The sequence below is a fragment of the Agarivorans sp. JK6 genome (assembly GCF_045277145.1).
Lineage (GTDB): Bacteria > Pseudomonadota > Gammaproteobacteria > Enterobacterales > Celerinatantimonadaceae > Agarivorans > Agarivorans albus.
This window is the reverse complement of the sequence record NZ_CP113525.1, coordinates 153592-174844: the sequence shown is the minus strand read 5'-3', so window position 1 is coordinate 174844 and position 21253 is coordinate 153592. Positions and strand designations below refer to the sequence as shown.

Sequence of the window (21253 nt, the reverse complement as noted above, 5' to 3'; positions counted from 1 at the left end):
CCTTTAAACAAAATCTACTACGCGATGGGGATTTTGGTTTGTTCGTCCATTCGCTTACTGTTAATGGTTAGCGCGCTACCTTGGCCTAAGCCCAAACCGGTTTTACCTAAACGCGAACTAGGCATATCTCGATAACGGGCCATTAGGCTCCAACGAGGACGCACGTGCGCGGGCAAGTATTCGGCGACGGTTTCTTGTAATAATGAAAGTGTTTTACTGCCCGGCAAAAGTTGCTGAGCCCCTTGTGCATTGGCTGCATGAATTTCAATTTCTAAAGCAGAACCTACATCCCAAACCTTGCTGCCAATGGTGGCACTGCGTCCTAGTTGCGCATGTTGCCCTTCTGGATTAACCCGGCTCGCTAAGCTGGTTTGCTCTTCATCACTTAGCGATAGCCATTGCCCTAAATGCTCATTAATCACTACCTTGCAGCCAGAAATAAGCTCTACAATTTGCTTTAAACCTTGAGCACTACGAATAGACTGAGCAAACAAACCACCTAGGTATTGTTGGGTATGATTTGAAGTACCAGATAAAGAGTGCAAGGCACTAGAAATAGGGTCTTTCTTGTTGGTTTGTTGCTGACGCTGATACTGCAGTGGGAACTGATACTTTTCCCAAGCGCGGTGATATAAAGAGATCAGGCGATGGTGGAAAATATCCAGAAAGTCTCGCATCGACTCGTCTTTCTGTTTGCAACGATCCATTACCCATTCACTGTAGTGACGGGGCATCACACCACTTGGACCAGTTAAACCAAAAAAGTTAACAAACACTGAATAAGGCTGATTTTCAGAAACAGGCGCTTCTACCCGCTCCAAAGCCTTACCCGGAAAACCTAAGTTTTGCGGCACTTTAAAACGTAAGGCCTCATTCTTGGGTAAAGTATCAGAGCCCACACCGTTGTGCTGTGCACCTCGGCCAGCTTGAATAGCAACCACGCTGTGGTGGAAGTCTTGCTCGCTGCCACTATTTAAGGTGTCAAACAGCTTCATATCAGCTCCTTGTCACCAGCCATGGCGGGCCAACGGTGTAATACATTGCTGGCACCCAAGTGTTTAATCGATAAACGAGTGAAGCTGTTTATGGTGGTGTACTGAGCGAAAAAGTGCGCCAATACGTTGCCAAAAAAGAACAAGTTAATACCGGAGAGTTCTTGATTAACAAACTCCAAAATAATGTCTGAACCGTGGCAAAAACCCACTCGGCCATTTTGCACAACCCGAGCTGTCGCCCGCTCGATGTTTACCTTAGCGATAGCTTCAATCAATACTTTGGTTTGTGGTGATTGCTTAAAATCGTAAAGCTGTAATAGCTCTTGGAGTAACTTAACCGCATTAGGCTGGGCAAAGTGATTAAGGGTTAGATGACTAGCCAACTGCCAACGGGAAGCATCAAACATAGCGGGGCGAATAGGCTCGCTAAAGGGCAATAAGCAACGGACATTCTTAAGCGAATCGGCACGGCTCGGCACCACTATCGATGGCTGTCCACCACCAAAAGGCAAGCGCGCTGGCAAATTTCGGTTACTGCATAATGCTTTAGCTGATACCAACCATTGTTCATGTTGCTCGATATCTAAGGCTTTAGCGTCACCATCAACCACTGCTAAGTAGCTTTCAACACCGGGTTCGTCGTGTCCACCAGCCCATTTATTTAATTCACGGCGTAGCGTCCAGAACAAATTCCCCGCTTGAGGGTAATGCGGTAACTGGCTACCGTAAAACGGCGTTACATCAACACTGTTGTCGTGTTGATCGAAGGCTTCTACTTCGGTTACTCGCACTAATTCGGAGATATCTGCATCTCGATAACGAGGCACTAAGCGGTGTTCGAAACGAGCGGGGTCTAAACGTAAAGGCTCCAGCTCATCTTCAAATAGGTTTATCACTGGCACACAACCCAGCAAAATATTATCGGCGGTAAGTTGCTTCGCCAGTATGTCTGAATCGCTATCAAGATAAATGTATAAATCCACCTCATGCTGGTCACCAAACCAACTAGGATCTAAATCTTGTAGCTCAAAAAACATGAACTTTTCAGGGCAAAGAAAGTGCTCAACCAGCAAGCGATAGCCATTAAAAGTTCGCTGATCATAAGGCACCACTTTTTCATCATCGGCAAAACCCACCGCACTAATATGGCGGGCCTGCAAGTAGTGATTAGCTTGTAAACTGCCCGGAGAGGCAAACGCCAATCCCACACTCGATTGGAAAATAAGTTGATAAAGCTTGTAACTAAGCTGCGGTTGCCCGTGAATGTAGAAACGCATTTTTTGCACACCCACATCACTAAAGGCCACATCATCAAATTCGCAGCTTAAACGCAGCTTTATCACCGCTGCAGCATTCTTTTGAAAGTTAGGACGTGGCGCTTTAAAAGGCGCGCCTTCAAAGCTCGCTTGAGTAACTTCTACTGGCCACATTTCGGTGTCGTAGCAAGTATTAAAACGACAACTTTTGTAACCCGGCACTTGAGTTTCTAACTCGGTGCCTTTGGGGATCATCAAGCTATAGTCAGTAACATTTTGCGTGCTCATTTTGATTACCGACATCGACGGAATTGGCGCGTGGTAATCGGGATATAATTGCCCTAACAAGGCTTCGGTTAACTCTGGAAAACTGTCATCAAGCTTTTGTCTTACCTGTGCCGTAAGTAACGACACTCCTTCGAGTAAACGAGAAACATGTGGGTCTTCCACATTTTCTTCGCTCATGCGCAAACGGCCGGCCACCTTGGGATAACGCTCGGCAAACTCGGCGCCCATGTGGCGTAAGTAAGCTAGTTCGCGGTTGTAGTACTTTAACAGCTCGTCACTCATGCTCTACTCAACTATTTTTATGCCAAGGCATACCGGTTCAACTTCAGAATCAAAGGTCATTTCCTCTGGCTCAGGATCGGCATGACAAAGAGCATGAATACGCAAGCGCAATACCCGATCAAGCGGTTGCTCTTCACTTACGGTTGTCACCGATAAATCAATAAAACGAGGCTCAAATTTGCGAATGGTTTGCTCAACAATTTGGCACAACATCTCGCGGCCATCTTGGCTGCTCAGAGGCATAGATGAGAAGTCTGGCAAACCATAACTAAATAGTGATTTGTCCAACTCGCTGTACCATTCAGGCCAGGTATGCCAATGCAACTTGGCGTTAAGCAAAGCCTCTAGATCACGGCGAATACTGCGCCGATAAGCTTGTCGCCCGTAGCTTGAATAGATATCACTGCTTGCAGCATTCTCATCCAAGTTATTACTTAACCTGTCGAGTAGTGAAAGCTGCAAAGCGGGTTGAACAGTGCTCATTACTCAGCAGCCTCGGTGGCTGTTTCTACGGAGAACGATTCCAACTGAGAAACAGCTAATGCGTCATCATTTACTAACCACATTTTTTGCCCTCGCCCTTGGTAAAACTCAGAGCCTAAAATGGCTTGCCAATCGGTTTCTCTGCCTAGCTTTTCTGCATCGCTTTGGCTGTTTACATAGGTCATTGGTAAGAACACTTCGCCGGAAGGGCCATCTTTAATGTCTAACTCGGCGCGGCGCCAAATGTGCTCAAACAAGGTGGTTTCGGGCAGTAGCTTTAACCAAGTGATGTCAGAGAACGGCACAAAGTAATACAAACCATTAGAGCCAAATACTTCTAGGTAACCCGCTAAGCTGTCATCTAAATCACGCAGCTCGTTACAGTTTTTACCGTTAATCTCTACTTCAGCTGATTGGCGTAAGCTTTCTAGTTGCTGAGCAGCTTGTTCAAACTCGCTTTTGTTATCACTTAACTGTGCCAAGCGCACTTCCACCAAAGGCGCTAAAGTTTGCGACGCGCCCGTCACCAAACTTGCGGTATCTCCACCAGCAGCAAAATCTACCCGCGATTGCGCGGCATGCACTAGTTGGCGCATGTTTAAGGCACCTGGAACACACTGTGGATGCTGCTTAACCAACAAGTCCAACTGCTGATCAGCACGCTCTAGCTGGCCATCAATACATAACAATTCAATAAAACTGCTGCGTGTATCTAAGTCCTTAGGCATCACTTTTAGGTGAGCAATGGTTTGCGCGATTGCTTCACTTAATTGTCCTTGTTGAATCAACTGCTTTATTTGTTGTTGCATCTGTTTATCCTGCTTGGTTATAGCTTGGAGATAACTCAGTTATCAGGCGAATACTGGAGATCATTTGGTCGAGCTGAAAATGCGGACGCAAATGGATAATGGAGTAATAATGGCCGGGCTTACCGGCTTGTTCTTTAACTTGAATCTTGGCTTCGTTTAGCGGGTAACGCGCTCGAATCTCGTCGGAGGCTTCATCAGAGGCGGTGGTGTAAGCATGCAACCAGCTTTGCAGGTCACGCTCAATCAAGTTAGCGTTATCAAATGAACCGACTCGATCCCGCCCCATCACTTTTAAGTAGTGAGCAAAGCGAGAAACACACAATACGTATTGCAACATCGACGATAAGCGCGCATTTACCGCTACCGATAAACTGTCGTAGTTTTTCGGTAAGTTGACGGAGGCATTGCTATACAAAACTAGGTGTTCTGTATGCGGAACTGTAGACACAGGAATAAAACCGCTGTCAGACAATTGCTTCTCTAGACGGTCGCCAACTTGCAAATTCACCGAGGGTTTAGCCGAGCGCATATGGCGCGAAAACTTAAAGCGAGAGCTGGGTAAATCGAATACCAAACCGTGCTTGTATTGGCCTGGCTGCAAGCCACGAATTTGGCTAAACCAGCCAGATTCTTTAAAAGCACGTAAGGCCACGGCAGCGACACCATATGCGGCGTTGCCCCATAGGTAGTCACCTTCGGCATCGTTAACTTGCTCAACAAACATAAAGCCTTCTTGGCGACGGCCATCTTGCTGATAGGGCTCACGCATTAAAATATTGGGCGCGGTAATGCCTAAAAAGCGGGAGTCTTCTTGGCTACGCAGCTTGCGCCAATTGATGTATTCAGCTTGCGAAAACTGCGCACTAATATCTCGAACTGATGCCAGCTCACTGAAGAAATCGACACCAAACATTGATGGCGCAGCGCCAGTAACAAAAGGCGCAAACGCGGCGGCGGCTGCATGGCTAATTGCCCGCAGCGCATCAATGTCGTTAGTAGGCATGCCACGTTTGGCTTTGTGCGAGATTTGGTAGTCACCCACAATCATGCCAAAGGGTTCACCGCCCGGCATGTTGAACTCATTGGTATAAATAAGCTTGAAAAGTTCACTTTGATCAAACTCGATGGCACGAGATACATCGCGGCAAAGCTCGCGCCAGTTAAGGCTAATTAACTTAACCTTGGCAACCAGGCTGTGGTCTTGAGTACCTGAATGCTCGGTGAGGTATTTCACCCCGCGCCAACTGGCTTCTAAGTCCTGAAACCGTTGATGGTGAATAATCGCGTTCACTTGGTCATTTAAACGCTCATCAATGTCGCGAATGGCACGCAGCAAAATCGGCCTTAGGGTTTCCGCCGTCCAGGCCGAGTCATACTGTTGATTGTCTCGTTCTAACCAAATTCGCAGTGCTAAATAGGCATCTTCTGCCGCTAAAAACTTATCCACCACTTGGCTCTGGGCACACCAATCCACATCAACATGTTGAGTATCTAACTCAACTTGATGCAGGCTTTGGCTATCCACAAAACTCAGTGGTGGTAAAGTTTGGCTCATGGTCATAGTAATAAGGCGGGCCTTGCGGCCCGCAATCTAGTTATCCGCCGATTTCAGGGATTTTTGCGACTAAGCGCAGTGAAGTAGTCAGTTCTTCCATTTGTAACCAAGGACGTAACCACGCAACTGCGTTGTACGAACCAGGCGCGCCCGGAATCTCTTTTACTTGAACTTTGGCGTCAGCCAATGGGTATTTAGCTCGGATTTCTTGACCGCCGCCCTCAGAAGCATTCACGTAATTAAGAATCCAGCGGTTAAGCCAGTTTTCAACGTCTTCGGCTTCCATAAAGCTACCAATTTTGTCGCGCGCCATTACTTTTAGGTAATGGGCAAAACGAGAGGTGGCCATCATGTAAGGTAGGCGAGATGAGATAGCCGCATTTGCTGTTGCGTCTGGGTTATCGTATTTCTTCGGTTTTTGACAAGTCTGCGAACCAAAGAACACCGCGTAATCAGTATTTTTGTAGTGACAAAGCGGTAAGAAACCTAACTTGCTAAGCTCTGCTTCGCGACGGTCGGTAATACCAATTTCGGTAGGACACTTAAGGTCCGGGTCACCGTCGTCAGATACAAATAGGTGAGAAGGTAAGTTTTCAACTTTACCGCCACCTTCAGCACCGCGAATTGCCGTACAGAAACCATATTTAGCGAAGGCTTCAGTCATACGTACACCCAGTACGTAAGAAGCATTCATCCAACAGTACTCGTCGTGTTCGGTGGTTTGTGCCATACCGGTTTGCTGGTCAACTTCGAATTCTTCGTAGTTGAACTCTTCAATTGGTGTAGTTGCTTCACCGTAAGGTAAACGCGCTAATACACGAGGCATCGCTAAGGTTACAAAGCGTGAATCATCGCTTTCGCGGAATGAACGCCATTTAGTGTATTCAAGAGACTCAAATACTTTTTCTAAATCACGAGGCTTGCTAAGTTCTGTCCAGTTATCAAAACCAAACAAGGCTGGCGAAGAAGCTGATAAGAACGGCGCAAAACCAGCGGCAGCAACGTTCGACATTAAGCTTAGCGATTCAATGTCTTCTGGGTGATTGGTAAATTCGTAATCGCCCACTAACGCGCCATAAGGTTCGCCGCCTGGCGTACCAAATTCAGATTCGTACACTTTCTTGAAGATCTGGCTTTGGTCAAACTCAACCGCTTTACTTAAATCTTTGTGCAGCTCTTTTTTGCTCATGCTAAGCACACGGATCTTAAGTGTTTGGCTGGTTTCAGAGTTCATCACCAAGTAGTTAAGACCACGCCAAGAGCCTTCTAGCTTTTGGAAGCTTTCGTGGTGCATCACTTCAGCAAGCTGCTTAGAAATTAGCTCATCAATACCAGCAATCGCTTCTCTAAAAGTTACAGTTAAGTTTTTGTTCCAACTCACTGTTCCCTTTAACGCTTCATCGGTAAGCGTACGTAATAATTCTTCTGAACGAGAACTATCTGTTTGCTTAGTGGCACCAATCGCTTGTTCTAAAATTGAACCTTGTGCTTCTTCAACACTTGGATCTAGAGTAGTTTGGCTTTCTACGCTCATTCTGACCCCTCCGCACTAGGCTCTTTTTCAAGCTCACCTTTTAGCTTCTGCAGAGAATCAGTATTGTTAAGCACTTCTTCTAAGATGTTTTCCAGATCTTCTGAGCGGTCAACCTTAGTCATTAAGTCACGTAGTTTATTACGGGTGTCCATTAACTTACGTAATGGCTCAACTTGGTTAACTACCGCAGCTGGATCAAAATCTTTCATTGAGCTGAACTCAAGCGCTACTGACATTTGTGAATCGTCATCAGCCAGCTTGTTATCAACTTTAAATTCCAGTTTAGGATTCATGCGCTTAAGTACGTCATCGAAGTTATCACGGTCAATTTGGATAAAACGACGGTCTTTTAGTGGCTTTAAGGCTGCGGTGTTGTCGCCCGCAAAATCGCCCATAACACCTACTACAAAAGGTAGTTCCTTTTTAACTGCAGCCCCTTCAGTTTCTACATCATAAGTGATGTGAACTCGTGGTTTGCGTACCCGAGACAACTTGCCGTGGATACTGTCCATATCAATCTCCTTGTTCTTGATTAACACGCAGAGCGCTAAGCACCACGTTAGTCCTGTGATTCCGATGAAATACCAGTCAATCGGAAATAACCGGTCCGAGCATCGTTGTCAGAAATCAGTTCTTGCAATAGATCTGGCAAGCTCATTCCACTCCAACGAACCACTTGTTCAATGGCATAAGCCATTGGCGAGTGAGGCTCGGTTTGCTTAAAGAACTCAGCAATCTTGCCGAGTTGTTGGATCGCGTCTGCGCGATTTCTTAGTTGATTACTGGGTCCTTCTGGCACTGCCTCACCGGACTGTTCATCAGATTCTGTTAGTGTTTCTTCAGTTACCGTTTCAAGCTCAACCGCGCTAAGTTTGTCGGCAGCCAAGTAACGCACAGCCTCCATGCAATCGGTTAAACGCTTAACTATGTGCGAACTAGGTTGTGGCTCACCCACCGCTTCATCCATTGCTGCAGATAACTGCAAATAGGCTTGAGAAGCCGCTTCAATGTCTTGCAGTAATTCAGTGAAAAACGCGGTACTGGTGGCTTTTACTGTGAGTGTGATGTCTTCAAGCTTTACTGCGCCAGAAGCATGGCGCTGGTTGCGCTTAGTTTCTTCTAAGCGCTCAACTTCACTGGCTTGCTCAAACTCCCACAGCGAATATGGCTGCTCTTCGATTAGGTCAGTGAGTGGCACGCAGGCAATTGGCATCAACAGAGTGCCTTCGCCGTCGTAGCCGTTTAGGCCAACTAAAGGAGCAACACGTGTCACCAGGCCATCTTCGTCAGGGCTTGGATATAAATGTTCCCAATGGTTTTCAATTAAGGTGCGCGCAATATCAAAGCCTTGGCGTAAGCCTTTAAAGCCTTTGCGGCGCACTAGACCTTCGATTAACCAAGCCGCTAACTCTAAGTCTTTACAGCTTTCAACCAGTACTTCAGGTACTTGATTGATAATCGGGTCCCACTCATTAGCAAAGCTAAGTAAGGGTTCGTTATCCACCAAAGCATTACGTTCCGCGGCGCGAGCCGTATTACGCACATCTTTGAGGGTAAAATACGTAGATAATGGCGATGCATCTAAACGTGGGTCTTCGCCGGTTGGTAAGTCTTCTGACACAGGCTGTGCAAGTTTTTCAAAATCAATATCAGACAATTCTTGAAACATTCGCTTAGCCTCTCACCGAATTACGACGATTAAAAAACACCGGCACGGTGTCATCACAATGCTCTTCTTCGCTATCAGCATCACTTTGGCTCACCTTAACCAGTACACAGCTGACGTTATCGCTAGCGCCTTTTACCAATGCTGAATGCATTAAAGCCAAGCCAATATCAGAGACGCTATTTGCTTGCATGCACATGGCTAAATCGGTGTCGTTAAGCTCTTTAGTTAAACCGTCTGAGCACAGTAAAAACTGGTCGCCAGGCAATAGCTGGCCAGAATTTTGGTCAACGGTGAGCTCATCACTTACGCCAATGGCGCGAGTAATAACATTTGAAAGAGGATGATCTTCCGCTTCAGACTCAGGGATTAAACCCTGCTCCACCATGTCCATTACTTGGCTATGATCGCGGGTTTTACGCTGTAGATGATTTTGGCGCATCAGGTAGATACGGCTATCACCCACCCACAAGCAATGATAAAAACCATCGCGCACATGCAGTAAAACTGCAGTACTGCCAGCGGTCTTACCATCCAAGTGTTGCTGAGAAAAATTGATGATTTGCTGGTTAGCTTGCAACAATGCCTTACGTAAACAATCGATGCTTAAGCTGGCTGCTGGGGTTTGCTCAACACACTGCTTAACACTATCAATCACCATTTGGCTAGCAACATCACCCGCTGCATGTCCACCCATGCCGTCGGCTACTACCCATACGCCTTCTTCACGTAAATCAAGCACTGCATCTTCGTTGTAAGGGCGAACCTTGCCAGGATGGGTTTGCGCAAAACTAACAAAAAATCCATCCATCAGAGTTGGACTACCTACCATCCCCATTGCTCCCATTGACCATCTAACATGGCTGAAAATTGGCTCACTAATGGCAAACTTTCGCTCACCAAACTGCACTCAGGAACTAGCTCAGAGCCGTTAGTCCACCAGATGCAGTAACGATCTAAACGCTTACGTAATTGCTGATGCAGTAAATGTTCAGCACTAATCGCCTGCTCACTTTGCAACACTAATTGCTCGCTCTGCTTAGCATGGTTAAGCAACGGGTTGGCGGCGTTGATGCCATCTAACCAATCCAGTTCTGCCACGCTTTCTGCCCAGCGAACTACGTCGGTATCATCATCCAGCAGCTTCAATACTTTTTCTTCGCTTAGCTCGCTCCACTCACGTTGCTGCCATACATCAACCGGTACTTGGTTAATCGGTTTGGCCATAGTGAAGTAAAAGTGTCGACCAACTTGATCAACACTCGGCATTAAGGTGCCTGCAATGGCAGACTCACCACATACCCCAGCGGAGAGAGCAAAGTGCCAAATAGGACTGGTTAGGTAACAATCTAACCAATGCTCGCCTTGCTGCTCACGGCTTACCGCAATAACGGCCTGCAACCATTCACTCCAGCTGGCAACAAAATCATTCGGTAAATGGCTTTGAATAAAGTCGCCGCGTGCTGGCACTTTGCCAAAATAACCAAAACCGTTTACAGCGTTACCGGACATGAGAACCTCGCTAAGTCTTTAGACCAGAATGGGTGCATAGCGGTTGTTGGAATCAACTCCAACTGCACTTTGTTACCCTTGAACTCAATATCCAACACGTTATCTTTACGTGAGTCAGGGCGCTGCTTAGCTAAACCATCAAGCATGCGGAACAAGCCCCAATGCCCTGGGTAAGTCTCTGAAATAGAGTGACCCGATTTAGGCGGCACAAAGGCTAAACGGGTACTACGACTAGAGTCGGTTGGCCAAATAAAGTGAGAGGTACGCTGCGGACCATGGCGATACACCAATTCTTGTTCGCCCAACTCAACCCGGAAGTTATTAATGTGGCCATCTAAGTAAAGCGGCTTAAGGCCAAACTCCACCCGCGGCGTTTGCGAGCCAGGCTCAAAAAATACGTCGCGAATACGGCGAGCTTGTTGGAACACTTTTAGTGAGCCTGGGTCGATGCCTACCGAACGCTCTAACTTCCAGTTACGTTTGCTGGTATCAACCGAAGACTTCAAGTAACGCTCAAAGAAGGTATCCATTGTGCCGCCATAACCAAAGAAGCGACCAAAGTCTTTTAAGCGAACTTCATCAGCCGCTTTGCTATCAAAGGGATACTTTCCACGAATCGCGGCGCGATATTCTTTGTAAACACTGTCTTTCCAAATAGCATTAACATGTACCTGAGCACCACGTTTAGCCAACGAAGAGGTTTGACTAGACAGCTCGCCTAGCATGGTTGAAAACGGCGCGGGTAAATCTTTGCGAGAGCGACGTAACGCACTAGTAACCGCAGCTTGGCTGTTGTCATCCATCAAACTGGTGTAAGCCCGTTTGTTGTTTGACTCAGACAATACTTCTAGATAGTCACGCAGTTGCAGTAAAGAGACATGCATGCCTTCTAGATCGGCTTCGCTAATGTTCAAGAAGTCTTCAAATTCTGCCTCTACTTCAGCGCCAGGTAAGGCTAATTTTGCCTTCGACACATCGTTTGGTAAGAAGCGGTTAATCCGTGCTTTTTGATTTTTCAATGCAACGTCAGCAACATTGCCAGCCACTTCACCGGCCATTTTTGTGTTATCACTCATTGCCACTTCGGTGAGACGTAACTCTTTTTGCACCGCCAGAATAAAGCTTTGCAGAGGTCGCTCAGAGCCAGTTAAGTTCTTAGCTAGCACTGCGCCATCTTTCGCTGAAGCGTAAGGGCGAAGTTGCACGTCGGCCAGCAATTGCTCCCACTCAAAAACGTAATCACGGAAGTAACGCTCACTCACCGCTTTAACTACTTCATCACGGGTTGCTTCATCTATCGATAAGCTGTCGCCGTATACCCAGCTGTCTTCCATCAAGCGTTTTACAATGCGGTTATTCTCAATGCGGAACAAACCGTGGAAACCACTGTAGGTATAAAGGCCTGGAATGCCTTCATGTAACGGCTCACCACTATTGCGGATGAATACTTGGCGACCTTGGCGACCAAATACATCACTCAATCTAAAGTCGGCTACGTGGCTAGACAAAAACTCTATACGTAAACGTTGATAGGCACGTTCGGCCAAAGGCATACGGGTTAACACGCTACGCGCCTGAGCAATCGCGTTGTCATTAACCGGGACAAGGTTAATTCCTTCAGCAAACAGGTTGCGAGTATGAGCCATTAAATCTTGGCGAAGGCCTTGGTTAATTTCACCCGGTAAACGGCGCTCGTAAAAAATCTCAAACCAGCTATATATTTGTTCAATTTCACGGTGCTCGGCATCGTAAATCATCAAATAGGTTTTTAGCGTTTCGTAGAGGTACTCGAGGTATTCTTCGTTCTCGGCCAGCTCGTGAGTAAGCGACTCAGTTAAGTAGGTCGCAAAGAAACCTTGTAATGCTCGTTGATAGGCCATTTGTGCCGGTTGGCCAATTTTTTCACCCTGATAAAGCCCCATGCGATGAACATCTTCATTCACCAATTGCTGGCTAAAGCCAGCCGGTAAATCGCGTAAAGCGTTCAGGGCCTGAACCAAGGTAATTACGTCGGTATCGGTAGACAAACCAGGTTTAACAATGGCCTTATACTGATCCACAGCTGCTTCGCTGGTATCAACCAATTGTTTGTTCCAACTGTAACTGTTGTACCAAAGCAAACTACAGGTAAGTAAGCTAACCACACAGCCGCCAGCAACAATGCGTCGTGTCCACATTGAATGTTTTTGGTGGTGACGATTCACCGAACCAACAAACTTTTCTGGGAAAATTACGTCTTCAAGCAAACGCTTAATGAAGTAGCCCTTAGTTTCTCCACCTTGCTGTTTTAGCGGTACTTGCCCTAAACCTAATCCGTTTGAGGTTTCGGCCATAACCCGGTCAATCGGTTTACCCTCTTGGGTAGCACTCGCAATATACAAACCGCGCAACATCGGCGCTTCTTCAAAGGCATTTGGCGAGAATATTTCCTTTAAGAAATCATCAATGCTTGATTGCAACAGATGCATTTGCTTAGGGAATTCGTACATTAAAGTACGCTTATCAATATCGCGCTCTTGCTGTAAACGAACGTTTAAGCGAGTTTGAATGCGTTTCAAAAGACCGTGGAATTCACGATTAAATAAACCCACTACGCCAGTGTCAGCATTCTCAGCAGTAAGCGGGAAAGTAATCCCCCAAATTTGCTCACGTTCGTTAGCGTTTAAGTCGGCGAAAAACTCACTAAAGCCGGCAATCAAGTCAGCTTTGGTAAGCACCACATAAACCGGGAACTGCATACCTAATTGGTTCTTAAGCTCCTGAATACGTTGCTTAATCGCACGCGCATGCAAGTTGCGTTCGGTACGAGTTTGTTGAATTAGGCTAGCCAAGCTAACGGTAACAATTGCGCCGTTAATCGGACGTTTAGTACGGTATTTTTTAAGTAGGCCTAAAAAACCTAACCAAGCTCGAGAGTCTTTAGCGCTGTTGCTGTCTTGGGTGGTATAGCGGCCGGCGGTATCAATAAGTACCGCTTTGTTAGTAAACCACCAATCACAATGGCGGGTACCACCAACACCAGCTAATGGGTCATCACCTAGCTTGTCTTTTAGTGGAAACTCTAAACCTGAGTTTTGCAGCGCGGTTGTTTTGCCAGTGCCAGGAGGGCCGATCATAATGTACCAAGGAAGCTGATATACCCCTTGGCCCTTAGCCAAACTTGAATTTTTAAGTACGTCTAAAGCGGTAACCACGCGCTCGCGTAAGGTTTCTACCTCACGACGGCTTTCTTCGTCATCGCCATGCTCATCTTGACCATCTAGTAACGATTGCACCGCTTCTTGATTTTGCTTAGTGCTACGAACGTGCTGCCAAAACTGATAGATAATACAGATTAATGCCAGCGTAATGATGGTGAACCATCGAGCACTGGCGCTACCTAAAGGCTCGGCACCTGCAATCGCAATCAATGGTCCGCCAAACCAGATCAAAAATGCCAGCGCCAAAAAACCCAGCAAGGTGATTGCCCATTTAGATTTAAGCATTTGTACTAAGCGTTGAAAAAACAAACTGTTAAACATTTCTCAATCCTTTAAGTTTGCTTAATAAAGCAAATCAATCTCTACTCGACGGTTCAACGCACGCTCAGATTCGGTGTTGTTACTCGCTCGAGGATCTGAATCACCTCGCCCTTCTGGCCATAAGCGCCCTTGTAGCAAGGTGCCTATCGACATACTGTTGGCAACGGCAGTGGCGCGAGCCAAAGATAAGTGCCAATTTGAAGGGTAGCGACTAGTGAAAATAGGTTGGTTATCGGTGTGGCCGGTAATCAGCACTCGGCCAGTGGTAGACTCAAGCGCCCGCGATAGTTTTTGCAGAACAGGAACTACCGAAGACTTCACTTCGGCGCTGCCAGGGCTAAATAGCTCACTTGAGTTGATGGTGATACGAATCCGGTCACTCAGCGGTACAATCTCAAGCAACTGGCGGTCTACTTCAGTTTGCAAGCGCTGTTGCAACATCAATACTTGTTGTTCATCAACTTCAGCAGTATTGGTGGTGGTGCTTTCCCAGCGGGCTAAAGTATTAATTTGATTAAACACTTGGTCTGAGTAGCTGTTAATGAAATAGCTACAAGCCATATAGATAGACAACAGCAATACACCAAATATTGCGGCAATCACCCAGATAGGTAATCCACCATTAGCTTCACTGCCAATGCTCACACTGGCTTGGCTTTTAGGAGAAAGTTCAATATCGGCTTCGCCATGAATTGCTTGTAAACGTTCAAAAGCCTGCTGGCGATATTCTTCAAGCTTGTCTTGGCCACGTTCTTCTACGCGCATTTTGCCAACAAAACCGAGTGACAAGCACAAGTATTGCAGCTCAAGCAACTGAGGTTTAGCGTGTGGTGCAGCGAGGTTTTCATCTAACAAGGTAAAGAAGTGTTCACCGCCCCACGTTTGCGAATGAAACGTAGACAACAGGCTATCGCTGGCCCATACCGACTGGCCGCCCCAGTTGGTGTTTAATACTGTTTCATCAATAAAACAACATACGCAGTAACGAGAAGCTTCGATAATTTCGGCACTCACCTGCTGGTGACGTAAGTTGGCTTCGTAGTCACGAATTTTATCGATACAAACCTGACGCAATGAAGCGATGTCACCGTGTTTTACGGTGCAACGAATCTGTCCCACCATCGACAAAAGTGCACTAGCTTCATCAATCAGCGGGTTATCGCCAAACTTTGGCAATTGCACACCACGCTCTTTGTTTTTAGAAGGCGTAATCACTACGGTGCATTCAGCCTCTGCTGCTGAAGCTGCAATTTTGCCCAAGTCGCTTACTGGCTTATTGCCACCGCGACTCCCTGGTCGAGGCTTCATTACTGTCGCTTCTGACATCTTATTTCATCCTTGGAACATTGATTACTGGCTAATTGCCCAAATTTGCATTTCAAGCTCGGGATAATTACCCGACAAATGGATGGCTACACCACCACTGGCACTAAGCCGTGACCAGTAATCGTTGCTTTTATCCAATTTGAAATAGTGAAAGCCAGCGTGATATGGAATTTGTCGCGGCGCTACCGGTAAGCCAATGGCAGAAATACCTGGCAATTGGTTATTCACCAAATCTCGAATGTGTTCAACCGGTCCGATTTTCACTTGAGCAGGGAAGCGCTTGCGCAATTCATCCGGGCTGATGTTGGCGTTTACCGCTAACACGAATTCGGCGCGTTCTAATAAGCCTTTATCTTGAACTTGGGCGATTCGGATACCGTAGTTGGTTTCGTCCAGTGCAATTTGTACTGCCGTTTGCTCCAGTACCATGCTCATGAACTGGTTAAGCACCACCATCACATCGCCAAATACACGGGTGAGCTCATCATGTTGATAGCCCGGAAGCTGTGGAGCGCGTTTATCTTTACTAGAAAATGTGGCTAACTCGCCCGCTAAACCTGCCAACTCCTGGAACAATCGTTCTGGGTGTAAGCCGTTAGTTGCCAAAATATGAGCAATCAATGCGTCGTATCGGTTTAATAACTGCAACATTAAAAAATCTGCTATTGAGCTGGCACTGCCCTGGCCTGCGCCAATACGTGCAGCTAAGGCTTCAGCACGTTGGCGTAACATGCCATGCACTTCGGCCAGTTGTTGCTTAAGCACCGAGTTAGCTTGCGCATTTAAACTTGCAGGAATAAATTTCTCGTCGAGGCTAACTTGTCCCTCTTCCGAAACTTCAATGATCTTAGCGATAGCTAAGGTGTCGTAGCCTGATAAATTGTCACTTTCTAACTTAAGCTCAAAGCCAGCCTGGGCTAGTTGCAACACTTCCACCGCGTCGTTACCAATGTTGGTATCTACCACTTCATGATCTACAAAACGGTAGCGAGTCACACTACGCCCCTGCGCCGATACATTCAGTCCATTGGACTTTTCGGTAGGTAACGCCAAATACACCAACTGATCTCGAATACTGCTGTCCAGCGATAACGCTTCAGGCAAAGGATCACGAGTGGGGCTAACCATTGCCGCACCATCTTGCAGACACGCGCTAATACTACTTAAGCCGAATTTACTGTTACTTAATAGGGAGCGGTCTACACTTAGTTCTGTTACTCCCCAGTAGTAACTGGATTGCTGCAACAAATTCTGCTGCAACTGAAAATTCAAACTGCGTTCTTGCTGCTGAAAGTGTTGAGGACGCAAAAACATCCCCTCGCTCCACGCGACACGACAAAAGTCACTCATGTTTAATCCCGAAATACTGCTTATGGATTGCCAACAAATACAGCGAGCTCACCTACGTGAACATCAAAGGTTTTGTAATTAGTAGGGTCGACAGTGACCACTTCACGCCAGCTGGCGGTGTCAATGTCTCGATAGGCGACAAGCACGCCGGCATAACGAACACCAGGCGATAAAGAAAGCTTGTATTCAAATTGGCTACCGGGTTCAAACTCAAACTCGGTGCGATTGATTAGATCAGGGCCAAGCACTTGGGAAGCGTCATCGTATAAGGCGAAGAAATCTTGGCTATCAAACAAGGTGCGTGAAGACAGCTCAAATACTTTAACCACTACTGGCGAAGCTCGGCCGGTGATATCGGGGTTAACATTGTTGGCTACATGAAACTGTAGCTTTGAATATGGTTCGACTACGTAGTTGGCTACAGTACAGCCCAACATTGACATACTCAGTAGCACACTAAGTACTAATTTCCCTACTTTGCTCATCGTTGTCCCTTTTGCTCTATGCTTTTTAAGGTTGATTCATAAGCCTTGGCAAAATCTTCCATGTAGAAGGCATTGCTGTTTTGGCTAAACTCATTTTCCAAATCACTGTAGATCGAACAGTAACGGTTCCAGCTTTTATGCTTTTCAATTGCCGAATACATCTTGGCAATCCCTTTGGCGTTCTGATCTTTGGATTCTATCGATTTAGGGTCGAGCAGCTGCATAACACCTGCTACTGCACCTTCAACCCCAGATAACAGCGCATATTCATGGCGCTCTAAATCGATAAACGCTTCTTTAACGGCTCGTTCTGGCGGTAAAAATCCAGCCGTTTTGCGTTGTAATAAGTTATGAATGGCATCTTCGGCATTAGTAGAAAACTTAAGCGGGTTGTTTTCATTCCTTCTGAAAGTCGTTTGATTGATGCGACTGTTCTCTTTAAAGGCTGCGCGATTGTGTAAGGTATTCATGATGCCATCAAGGGAGTCGCGAGTTATCACGCCCAACTGATGCCACCAACGTACAGGGTTATCCTGAGAAACTAGCTCGGGAGATATTCCCATTCCTTCCAAAAATGCGGCCAGATGAGCTTGCTCATCTGCGCTAGAATACTGTGGTTTAACGGCAGCTGCAGGCGCTGCCGGAGTAGCTTGCTTTGTAGTAGCAGCGGCAAAAGCGAGTGGATCATTGGCCATTGTATTTGCTACTGCAGCAACTGGCTCTGCTACCGCAGGCTGCTTAACTTCAGGAACAGCAGCACTTGGCACGGCAGCGGGTTGCGGCGGAGCGCTAACGGCAACGGGTTCTTGTGGAGCGGGACTGGCAAACAAAGCATTCCAATCTTCCGGAATGCTTGACTGCTCATCATTCATCGATTGCGGCAATGCAAAAGCGTCATCAAGATTGGCATTAAGCTTAGCGTCTAAACTACTGCTGCTGTTTGCAATAGGCTCTGGTTCAGCCAATACACCAAAATCTTCTTCAAGATTAGTTGCTGGCATTGCAGCGGGGGCTTGAACAGTAGGAGCAGCTGTGGCTACCTGAGCAGAGCTTGGCGCTTGCTGAGCAATAGCTTGAGCGGATATCGCCACTTCTATTTCGTAGTCGCCAATTGCTAAGGTATCACCGTCGTTAAGCTGATAAGGCTGGTCTTTTGCTAAGGCCTCTACCGAGCGGTTAACAAACACGCCATTGGTAGACGTATCGTATAGCCAAAACTGCCCATTGTTTGACTCAATACGCGCGTGACGACTAGAGATAACTCTTTCTGGATCGAGCAAACACCAAGAGCATTGGCTTGCCCTACCAATGGTAATAACTGACTCCCCTGACGTAGTAGAGAGCGTCTTCTTCTCTTCCACACCAGAGGTAAATCTGTGATAACTAATCACAGATAAACTCAAATTCATAATCTTCCGTCCCTTAGAAGTCTTTTTATTTTGAGAAGAACCCATTCCCTCAAAAATACTAGTGATTTAGATATCACTAGAAAAAGAGCCGCTATTATTACACTTAATAAATAATCCAATCAATAGAGATTATAATAATTTTAACAATAAAATTTTTCTGGCTTTCTTTGTGTTTTGATATTTTTATTGTTAGCATCCAAGCCTTTGTTTTAGCTGCATTGAGTGTCGGATTTCTTTACAGTTAACAAAAAACAAACAAACGCAATAGTCATTTTAAATAACATGAATATTGTTCTTGTATGGTTACAAGTAATTTAAAAGCAATATAAATAACAAGATATAAAGAATTCTAAATAAACGGTAAAATTTAATTAATATATTTGTCATGCATTATTAAAGTAATGTATATGGCTAGCGAATTAGGGTAGTACTCATGGATGATGCAAACAAAGATCAAGCTGCTTCGCCAAACACCAAGGCTGAAACTAAAACTGCAAGCTCAACGGCATCAGATAAAACCGTTGTAAACAACACCGAAACAGCAACAAGCAAAAAAACCAATGCACGCTCCAACAAAGAGCAAGTGATAAATCGGGTGATTAAAAAGCGCTACCAAATCGAAGACCTAGTGGGTCATGGTGGTATGTGCGATGTTTACCGAGCAAAAGACTTGTTGTTAGAAGCAGCTGGTGACAGCCAACCTTATGTAGCCATCAAATTGCTGCAGAAAGAATTTCATGACCAGCCAGATGCTGCTCGAATTCTTATCCGAGAAGCACGCAAGACTCAGCGCTTAAGCCACCCAAATATCATCCGAGTACATGACTTCGGGGTAGATCAAGAAGATTACTACCTAGTTATGGAATGGTTAGACGGGCAAACACTTGATGAAGTCATTAAAAGTCATCGCCCCAATGGCCTTACCTTTAAAAGCAGCTTAGCGTTGCTCACTCAGCTAACCTCGGCGCTTCGTTATGCCCACCAAAATGGCGTAGTACACGCCGATTTAAAACCGGGTAACATCATGTTATCTCGAGATGGCACCATTAAGATTTTTGACTTTGGTGTATCTCGCGCACTCAACTTAAATGCCGATCAATATGCTGCCGACAAACCTGAAGAAACTTCACCAGTTAGCGGATTTACACCAACTTATGCCTCGCCAGAGTTGTTAGATGGCGCCGCACCAAGCATTGCAGACGACGTATTTGCGTTTAGTTGTATTGCCTACGAGTTGTTGTCGAGTAAACACCCCTTCAATCGCAAAACCGCTAACCAGGCGGCTAAAGAAAACATTACTCCTAGTAAGCCAAAGCATGCGCCTTTGTTACGTTGGGGTAAGTTGAAGCGCGGTCTCAACTTCAATTTGAAACAACGAGTAACCGATTTAGACCAAATCGAAAAAAGCCTTACCCAAAGCTTTTTAAAGCCCAGTTTAAGTGTGATTGCCATTGTTGGTGTTGCCGGTGCGCTCAGTTATGGTTTCCAACAAATGGATGGTCAGCTAAAGCATAGCCAACAAGAATTAAGCCGACTACAGCGGGAGAACTCAGCCAATCAAGACTTAGTGAGCTTAAGCCCGCAGCAGTTTTTGCCTATGCTAAATACCATTCCGGCAAAACAGCATGTGCCAAAACAAGCCTTGCTAAGAGACAAGCAACGTTTGGTGATCGATTTCTACGAGAAACAAATCGACGATTTACTTAATAATCGCCAAAACGCTTACCCTGATTATTACGCTATCCAATCTTTGCTGCAGGAAGTAAACCGCATTTACCCAGATTCATACAGCTTGGCCTTAATTGCTGAAGACGTGAACCAAGGGTGGATGGGCACGGTTGAAGCATTGGTTCAGCGACTCGACTTACATTTAGAGCAAGGTCGTTATCAACATAGTGAAGATGGCGATGACGTTTACACGATTTACCAAGATTTACTGCAAGTGAGAACTGACTACCAGTTTGCGCCTAACGAAAAATCTGAACAGGTATTTACTCAGTTATTTGATAAAGCGGCCGACCAACTTGATGTGGTTGCTTTAGCGCAAATGATTGAAACGGGTGAAACCTTCTTCGCCAACAGCGAACAACAGCAAGAGCGTATTGCTCGAGCGCTTGAGCTAAAAACTGCCATTGCAGCTATGGCTAGTTACAAACAAGCTATCGCCGATGAGCAAGAAGCAGAGTTTCCTTACCAAGCTGCTGAAGTGTTTTACCAAAACCACTTTAGTCAATTACAAGAGCGTATCAATGGCCTTACTCGGGTGAAAACCCTAGATAAAATGGCCAAAGAAGTAGACAGCATGGCTAAAGACTTGCCCAACGATTTTTCTCACTTAGTTGAAACTCGTCAAACAATGGCCAACAAATACCTTCGCTTCTCTGATTACTTGCTGAAAAAACGCCGCACCAAAGAAGCTGGCGCAGTAATGAAGAAAGCCCAAGACTTGATGACGAAAGTGCAAGATGCACGAGTGGCAGATAATGCCTAACAACGCTGTTGCCCGCTAGTTCAAAATAAAAAGGCTGAGAAATCGGCCTTTTTTCATTCCGCGGCGCCCGTATCTTATCTCTTTTCAGCCAAAGTTAGAGCCCCCAGCTTCGTTAGCTATCTGCGGATAAAAGCCATTATCTTTTAATGGTTTACGAAAAAACCACCCACTAAAGCCCCTTTCAGAATGTAGCCATACTCAGGTCTTTTAACATGTCTAAAAGGTGTTCAAAAACGCGAGAATGCTCACAGCACACCACAGTTAAATTATATAATAATACAATTAATCTGG

The 21253-nt window shown here is 45.9% G+C and carries 16 protein-coding genes; 1 reads left to right on the top strand and 15 read right to left on the bottom strand.

The annotated features are described in order from the left end of the window. Window positions 1-17: 17 nt before the first annotated feature. The 15 genes from tssG to tagH are packed head-to-tail and all read right to left on the bottom strand — an operon-like array spanning window position 18 to window position 18471. On the bottom strand, window positions 18-995 hold the full coding sequence (gene tssG, locus OV592_RS00845) for a type VI secretion system baseplate subunit TssG (RefSeq protein ID WP_016399936.1): 978 nt from the start codon (window positions 993-995) through the stop codon (window positions 18-20). Beyond that, the gene (gene tssF / locus OV592_RS00840; RefSeq protein WP_406610075.1) at window positions 992-2821 is read right to left on the bottom strand and encodes a type VI secretion system baseplate subunit TssF; all 1830 of its coding nucleotides are present in this window, start codon (window positions 2819-2821) and stop codon (window positions 992-994) included. The genes tssG and tssF overlap by 4 nt, the downstream gene beginning before the upstream one ends. Window positions 2822-2824: 3 nt before the next feature. Continuing rightward, window positions 2825-3304, bottom strand: coding sequence for a type VI secretion system baseplate subunit TssE (gene tssE / locus OV592_RS00835; protein ID WP_016399938.1), 480 nt, complete (start codon window positions 3302-3304; stop codon window positions 2825-2827). Next, window positions 3304-4113, bottom strand: a complete 810-nt coding sequence (locus OV592_RS00830) for a type VI secretion system accessory protein TagJ (protein WP_338623155.1) — start codon at window positions 4111-4113, stop codon at window positions 3304-3306. Before OV592_RS00830 ends, tssE begins: the two co-directional genes overlap by 1 nt. 4 nt (window positions 4114-4117) lie before the next feature. Further along, window positions 4118-5674, bottom strand: coding sequence for a type VI secretion system contractile sheath large subunit (tssC, locus tag OV592_RS00825; protein WP_152783829.1), 1557 nt, complete (start codon window positions 5672-5674; stop codon window positions 4118-4120). A 34-nt stretch (window positions 5675-5708) separates the two neighbouring features. Then, window positions 5709-7202 carry a type VI secretion system contractile sheath large subunit gene (gene tssC / locus OV592_RS00820; protein WP_016399941.1) on the bottom strand — a complete coding sequence of 498 codons (1494 nt, stop codon included), beginning with the start codon at window positions 7200-7202 and terminating at the stop codon, window positions 5709-5711. Beyond that, window positions 7199-7714, bottom strand: coding sequence for a type VI secretion system contractile sheath small subunit (tssB, locus tag OV592_RS00815; RefSeq protein WP_016399942.1), 516 nt, complete (start codon window positions 7712-7714; stop codon window positions 7199-7201). The genes tssC (OV592_RS00820) and tssB overlap by 4 nt, the downstream gene beginning before the upstream one ends. Before the next feature lie 47 nt (window positions 7715-7761). Then, on the bottom strand, window positions 7762-8871 hold the full coding sequence (tssA, locus tag OV592_RS00810; RefSeq protein ID WP_016399943.1) for a type VI secretion system protein TssA: 1110 nt from the start codon (window positions 8869-8871) through the stop codon (window positions 7762-7764). Between the two features lie 4 nt (window positions 8872-8875). Beyond that, complete coding sequence (locus tag OV592_RS00805) at window positions 8876-9700, bottom strand: PP2C family protein-serine/threonine phosphatase (RefSeq protein WP_406610074.1); 825 nt, start codon at window positions 9698-9700, stop codon at window positions 8876-8878. Beyond that, on the bottom strand, window positions 9694-10380 hold the full coding sequence (gene tagF, locus OV592_RS00800) for a type VI secretion system-associated protein TagF (RefSeq protein ID WP_406610073.1): 687 nt from the start codon (window positions 10378-10380) through the stop codon (window positions 9694-9696). Before tagF ends, OV592_RS00805 begins: the two co-directional genes overlap by 7 nt. Continuing rightward, complete coding sequence (gene tssM / locus OV592_RS00795) at window positions 10362-13901, bottom strand: type VI secretion system membrane subunit TssM (protein ID WP_406610072.1); 3540 nt, start codon at window positions 13899-13901, stop codon at window positions 10362-10364. Before tssM ends, tagF begins: the two co-directional genes overlap by 19 nt. A 21-nt stretch (window positions 13902-13922) precedes the next feature. Next, a complete protein-coding gene (gene tssL, locus OV592_RS00790) occupies window positions 13923-15227 on the bottom strand; it encodes a type VI secretion system protein TssL, long form (protein WP_016399947.1) in 1305 nt (434 codons plus the stop codon). A 24-nt stretch (window positions 15228-15251) separates the two neighbouring features. After that, complete coding sequence (gene tssK, locus OV592_RS00785; protein WP_221075561.1) at window positions 15252-16577, bottom strand: type VI secretion system baseplate subunit TssK; 1326 nt, start codon at window positions 16575-16577, stop codon at window positions 15252-15254. Between the two features lie 20 nt (window positions 16578-16597). Beyond that, on the bottom strand, window positions 16598-17062 hold the full coding sequence (gene tssJ / locus OV592_RS00780; protein WP_016399949.1) for a type VI secretion system lipoprotein TssJ: 465 nt from the start codon (window positions 17060-17062) through the stop codon (window positions 16598-16600). Beyond that, window positions 17059-18471, bottom strand: coding sequence for a type VI secretion system-associated FHA domain protein TagH (tagH, locus tag OV592_RS00775; protein ID WP_406610071.1), 1413 nt, complete (start codon window positions 18469-18471; stop codon window positions 17059-17061). Before tagH ends, tssJ begins: the two co-directional genes overlap by 4 nt. Before the next feature lie 433 nt (window positions 18472-18904). Here tagH and OV592_RS00770 point away from each other — a divergent pair, with 433 nt between their 5' ends. Then, complete coding sequence (locus OV592_RS00770; RefSeq protein ID WP_406610070.1) at window positions 18905-20962, top strand: serine/threonine-protein kinase; 2058 nt, start codon at window positions 18905-18907, stop codon at window positions 20960-20962. Window positions 20963-21253 lie beyond the last annotated feature (291 nt).

What these genes read in the sequence shown, in the direction of transcription:
- tssC (WP_152783829.1), bottom strand. Translation starts at nt 5,674, where the DNA reads ATGACCATGAGCCAAACTTTACCACCACTGAGTTTTGTGGATAGCCAA.
- tssM (WP_406610072.1), bottom strand. Translation starts at nt 13,901, where the DNA reads ATGTTTAACAGTTTGTTTTTTCAACGCTTAGTACAAATGCTTAAATCT.
- tssE (WP_016399938.1), bottom strand. Translation starts at nt 3,304, where the DNA reads ATGAGCACTGTTCAACCCGCTTTGCAGCTTTCACTACTCGACAGGTTA.
- OV592_RS00830 (WP_338623155.1), bottom strand. Translation starts at nt 4,113, where the DNA reads ATGCAACAACAAATAAAGCAGTTGATTCAACAAGGACAATTAAGTGAA.
- tssC (WP_016399941.1), bottom strand. Translation starts at nt 7,202, where the DNA reads ATGAGCGTAGAAAGCCAAACTACTCTAGATCCAAGTGTTGAAGAAGCA.
- tagF (WP_406610073.1), bottom strand. Translation starts at nt 10,380, where the DNA reads ATGTCCGGTAACGCTGTAAACGGTTTTGGTTATTTTGGCAAAGTGCCA.
- tssL (WP_016399947.1), bottom strand. Translation starts at nt 15,227, where the DNA reads ATGTCAGAAGCGACAGTAATGAAGCCTCGACCAGGGAGTCGCGGTGGC.
- tssF (WP_406610075.1), bottom strand. Translation starts at nt 2,821, where the DNA reads ATGAGTGACGAGCTGTTAAAGTACTACAACCGCGAACTAGCTTACTTA.
- tssG (WP_016399936.1), bottom strand. Translation starts at nt 995, where the DNA reads ATGAAGCTGTTTGACACCTTAAATAGTGGCAGCGAGCAAGACTTCCAC.
- OV592_RS00805 (WP_406610074.1), bottom strand. Translation starts at nt 9,700, where the DNA reads ATGGTAGGTAGTCCAACTCTGATGGATGGATTTTTTGTTAGTTTTGCG.
- OV592_RS00770 (WP_406610070.1), top strand. Translation starts at nt 18,905, where the DNA reads ATGGATGATGCAAACAAAGATCAAGCTGCTTCGCCAAACACCAAGGCT.
- tssB (WP_016399942.1), bottom strand. Translation starts at nt 7,714, where the DNA reads ATGGACAGTATCCACGGCAAGTTGTCTCGGGTACGCAAACCACGAGTT.
- tssA (WP_016399943.1), bottom strand. Translation starts at nt 8,871, where the DNA reads ATGTTTCAAGAATTGTCTGATATTGATTTTGAAAAACTTGCACAGCCT.
- tagH (WP_406610071.1), bottom strand. Translation starts at nt 18,471, where the DNA reads ATGAATTTGAGTTTATCTGTGATTAGTTATCACAGATTTACCTCTGGT.
- tssK (WP_221075561.1), bottom strand. Translation starts at nt 16,577, where the DNA reads ATGAGTGACTTTTGTCGTGTCGCGTGGAGCGAGGGGATGTTTTTGCGT.
- tssJ (WP_016399949.1), bottom strand. Translation starts at nt 17,062, where the DNA reads ATGAGCAAAGTAGGGAAATTAGTACTTAGTGTGCTACTGAGTATGTCA.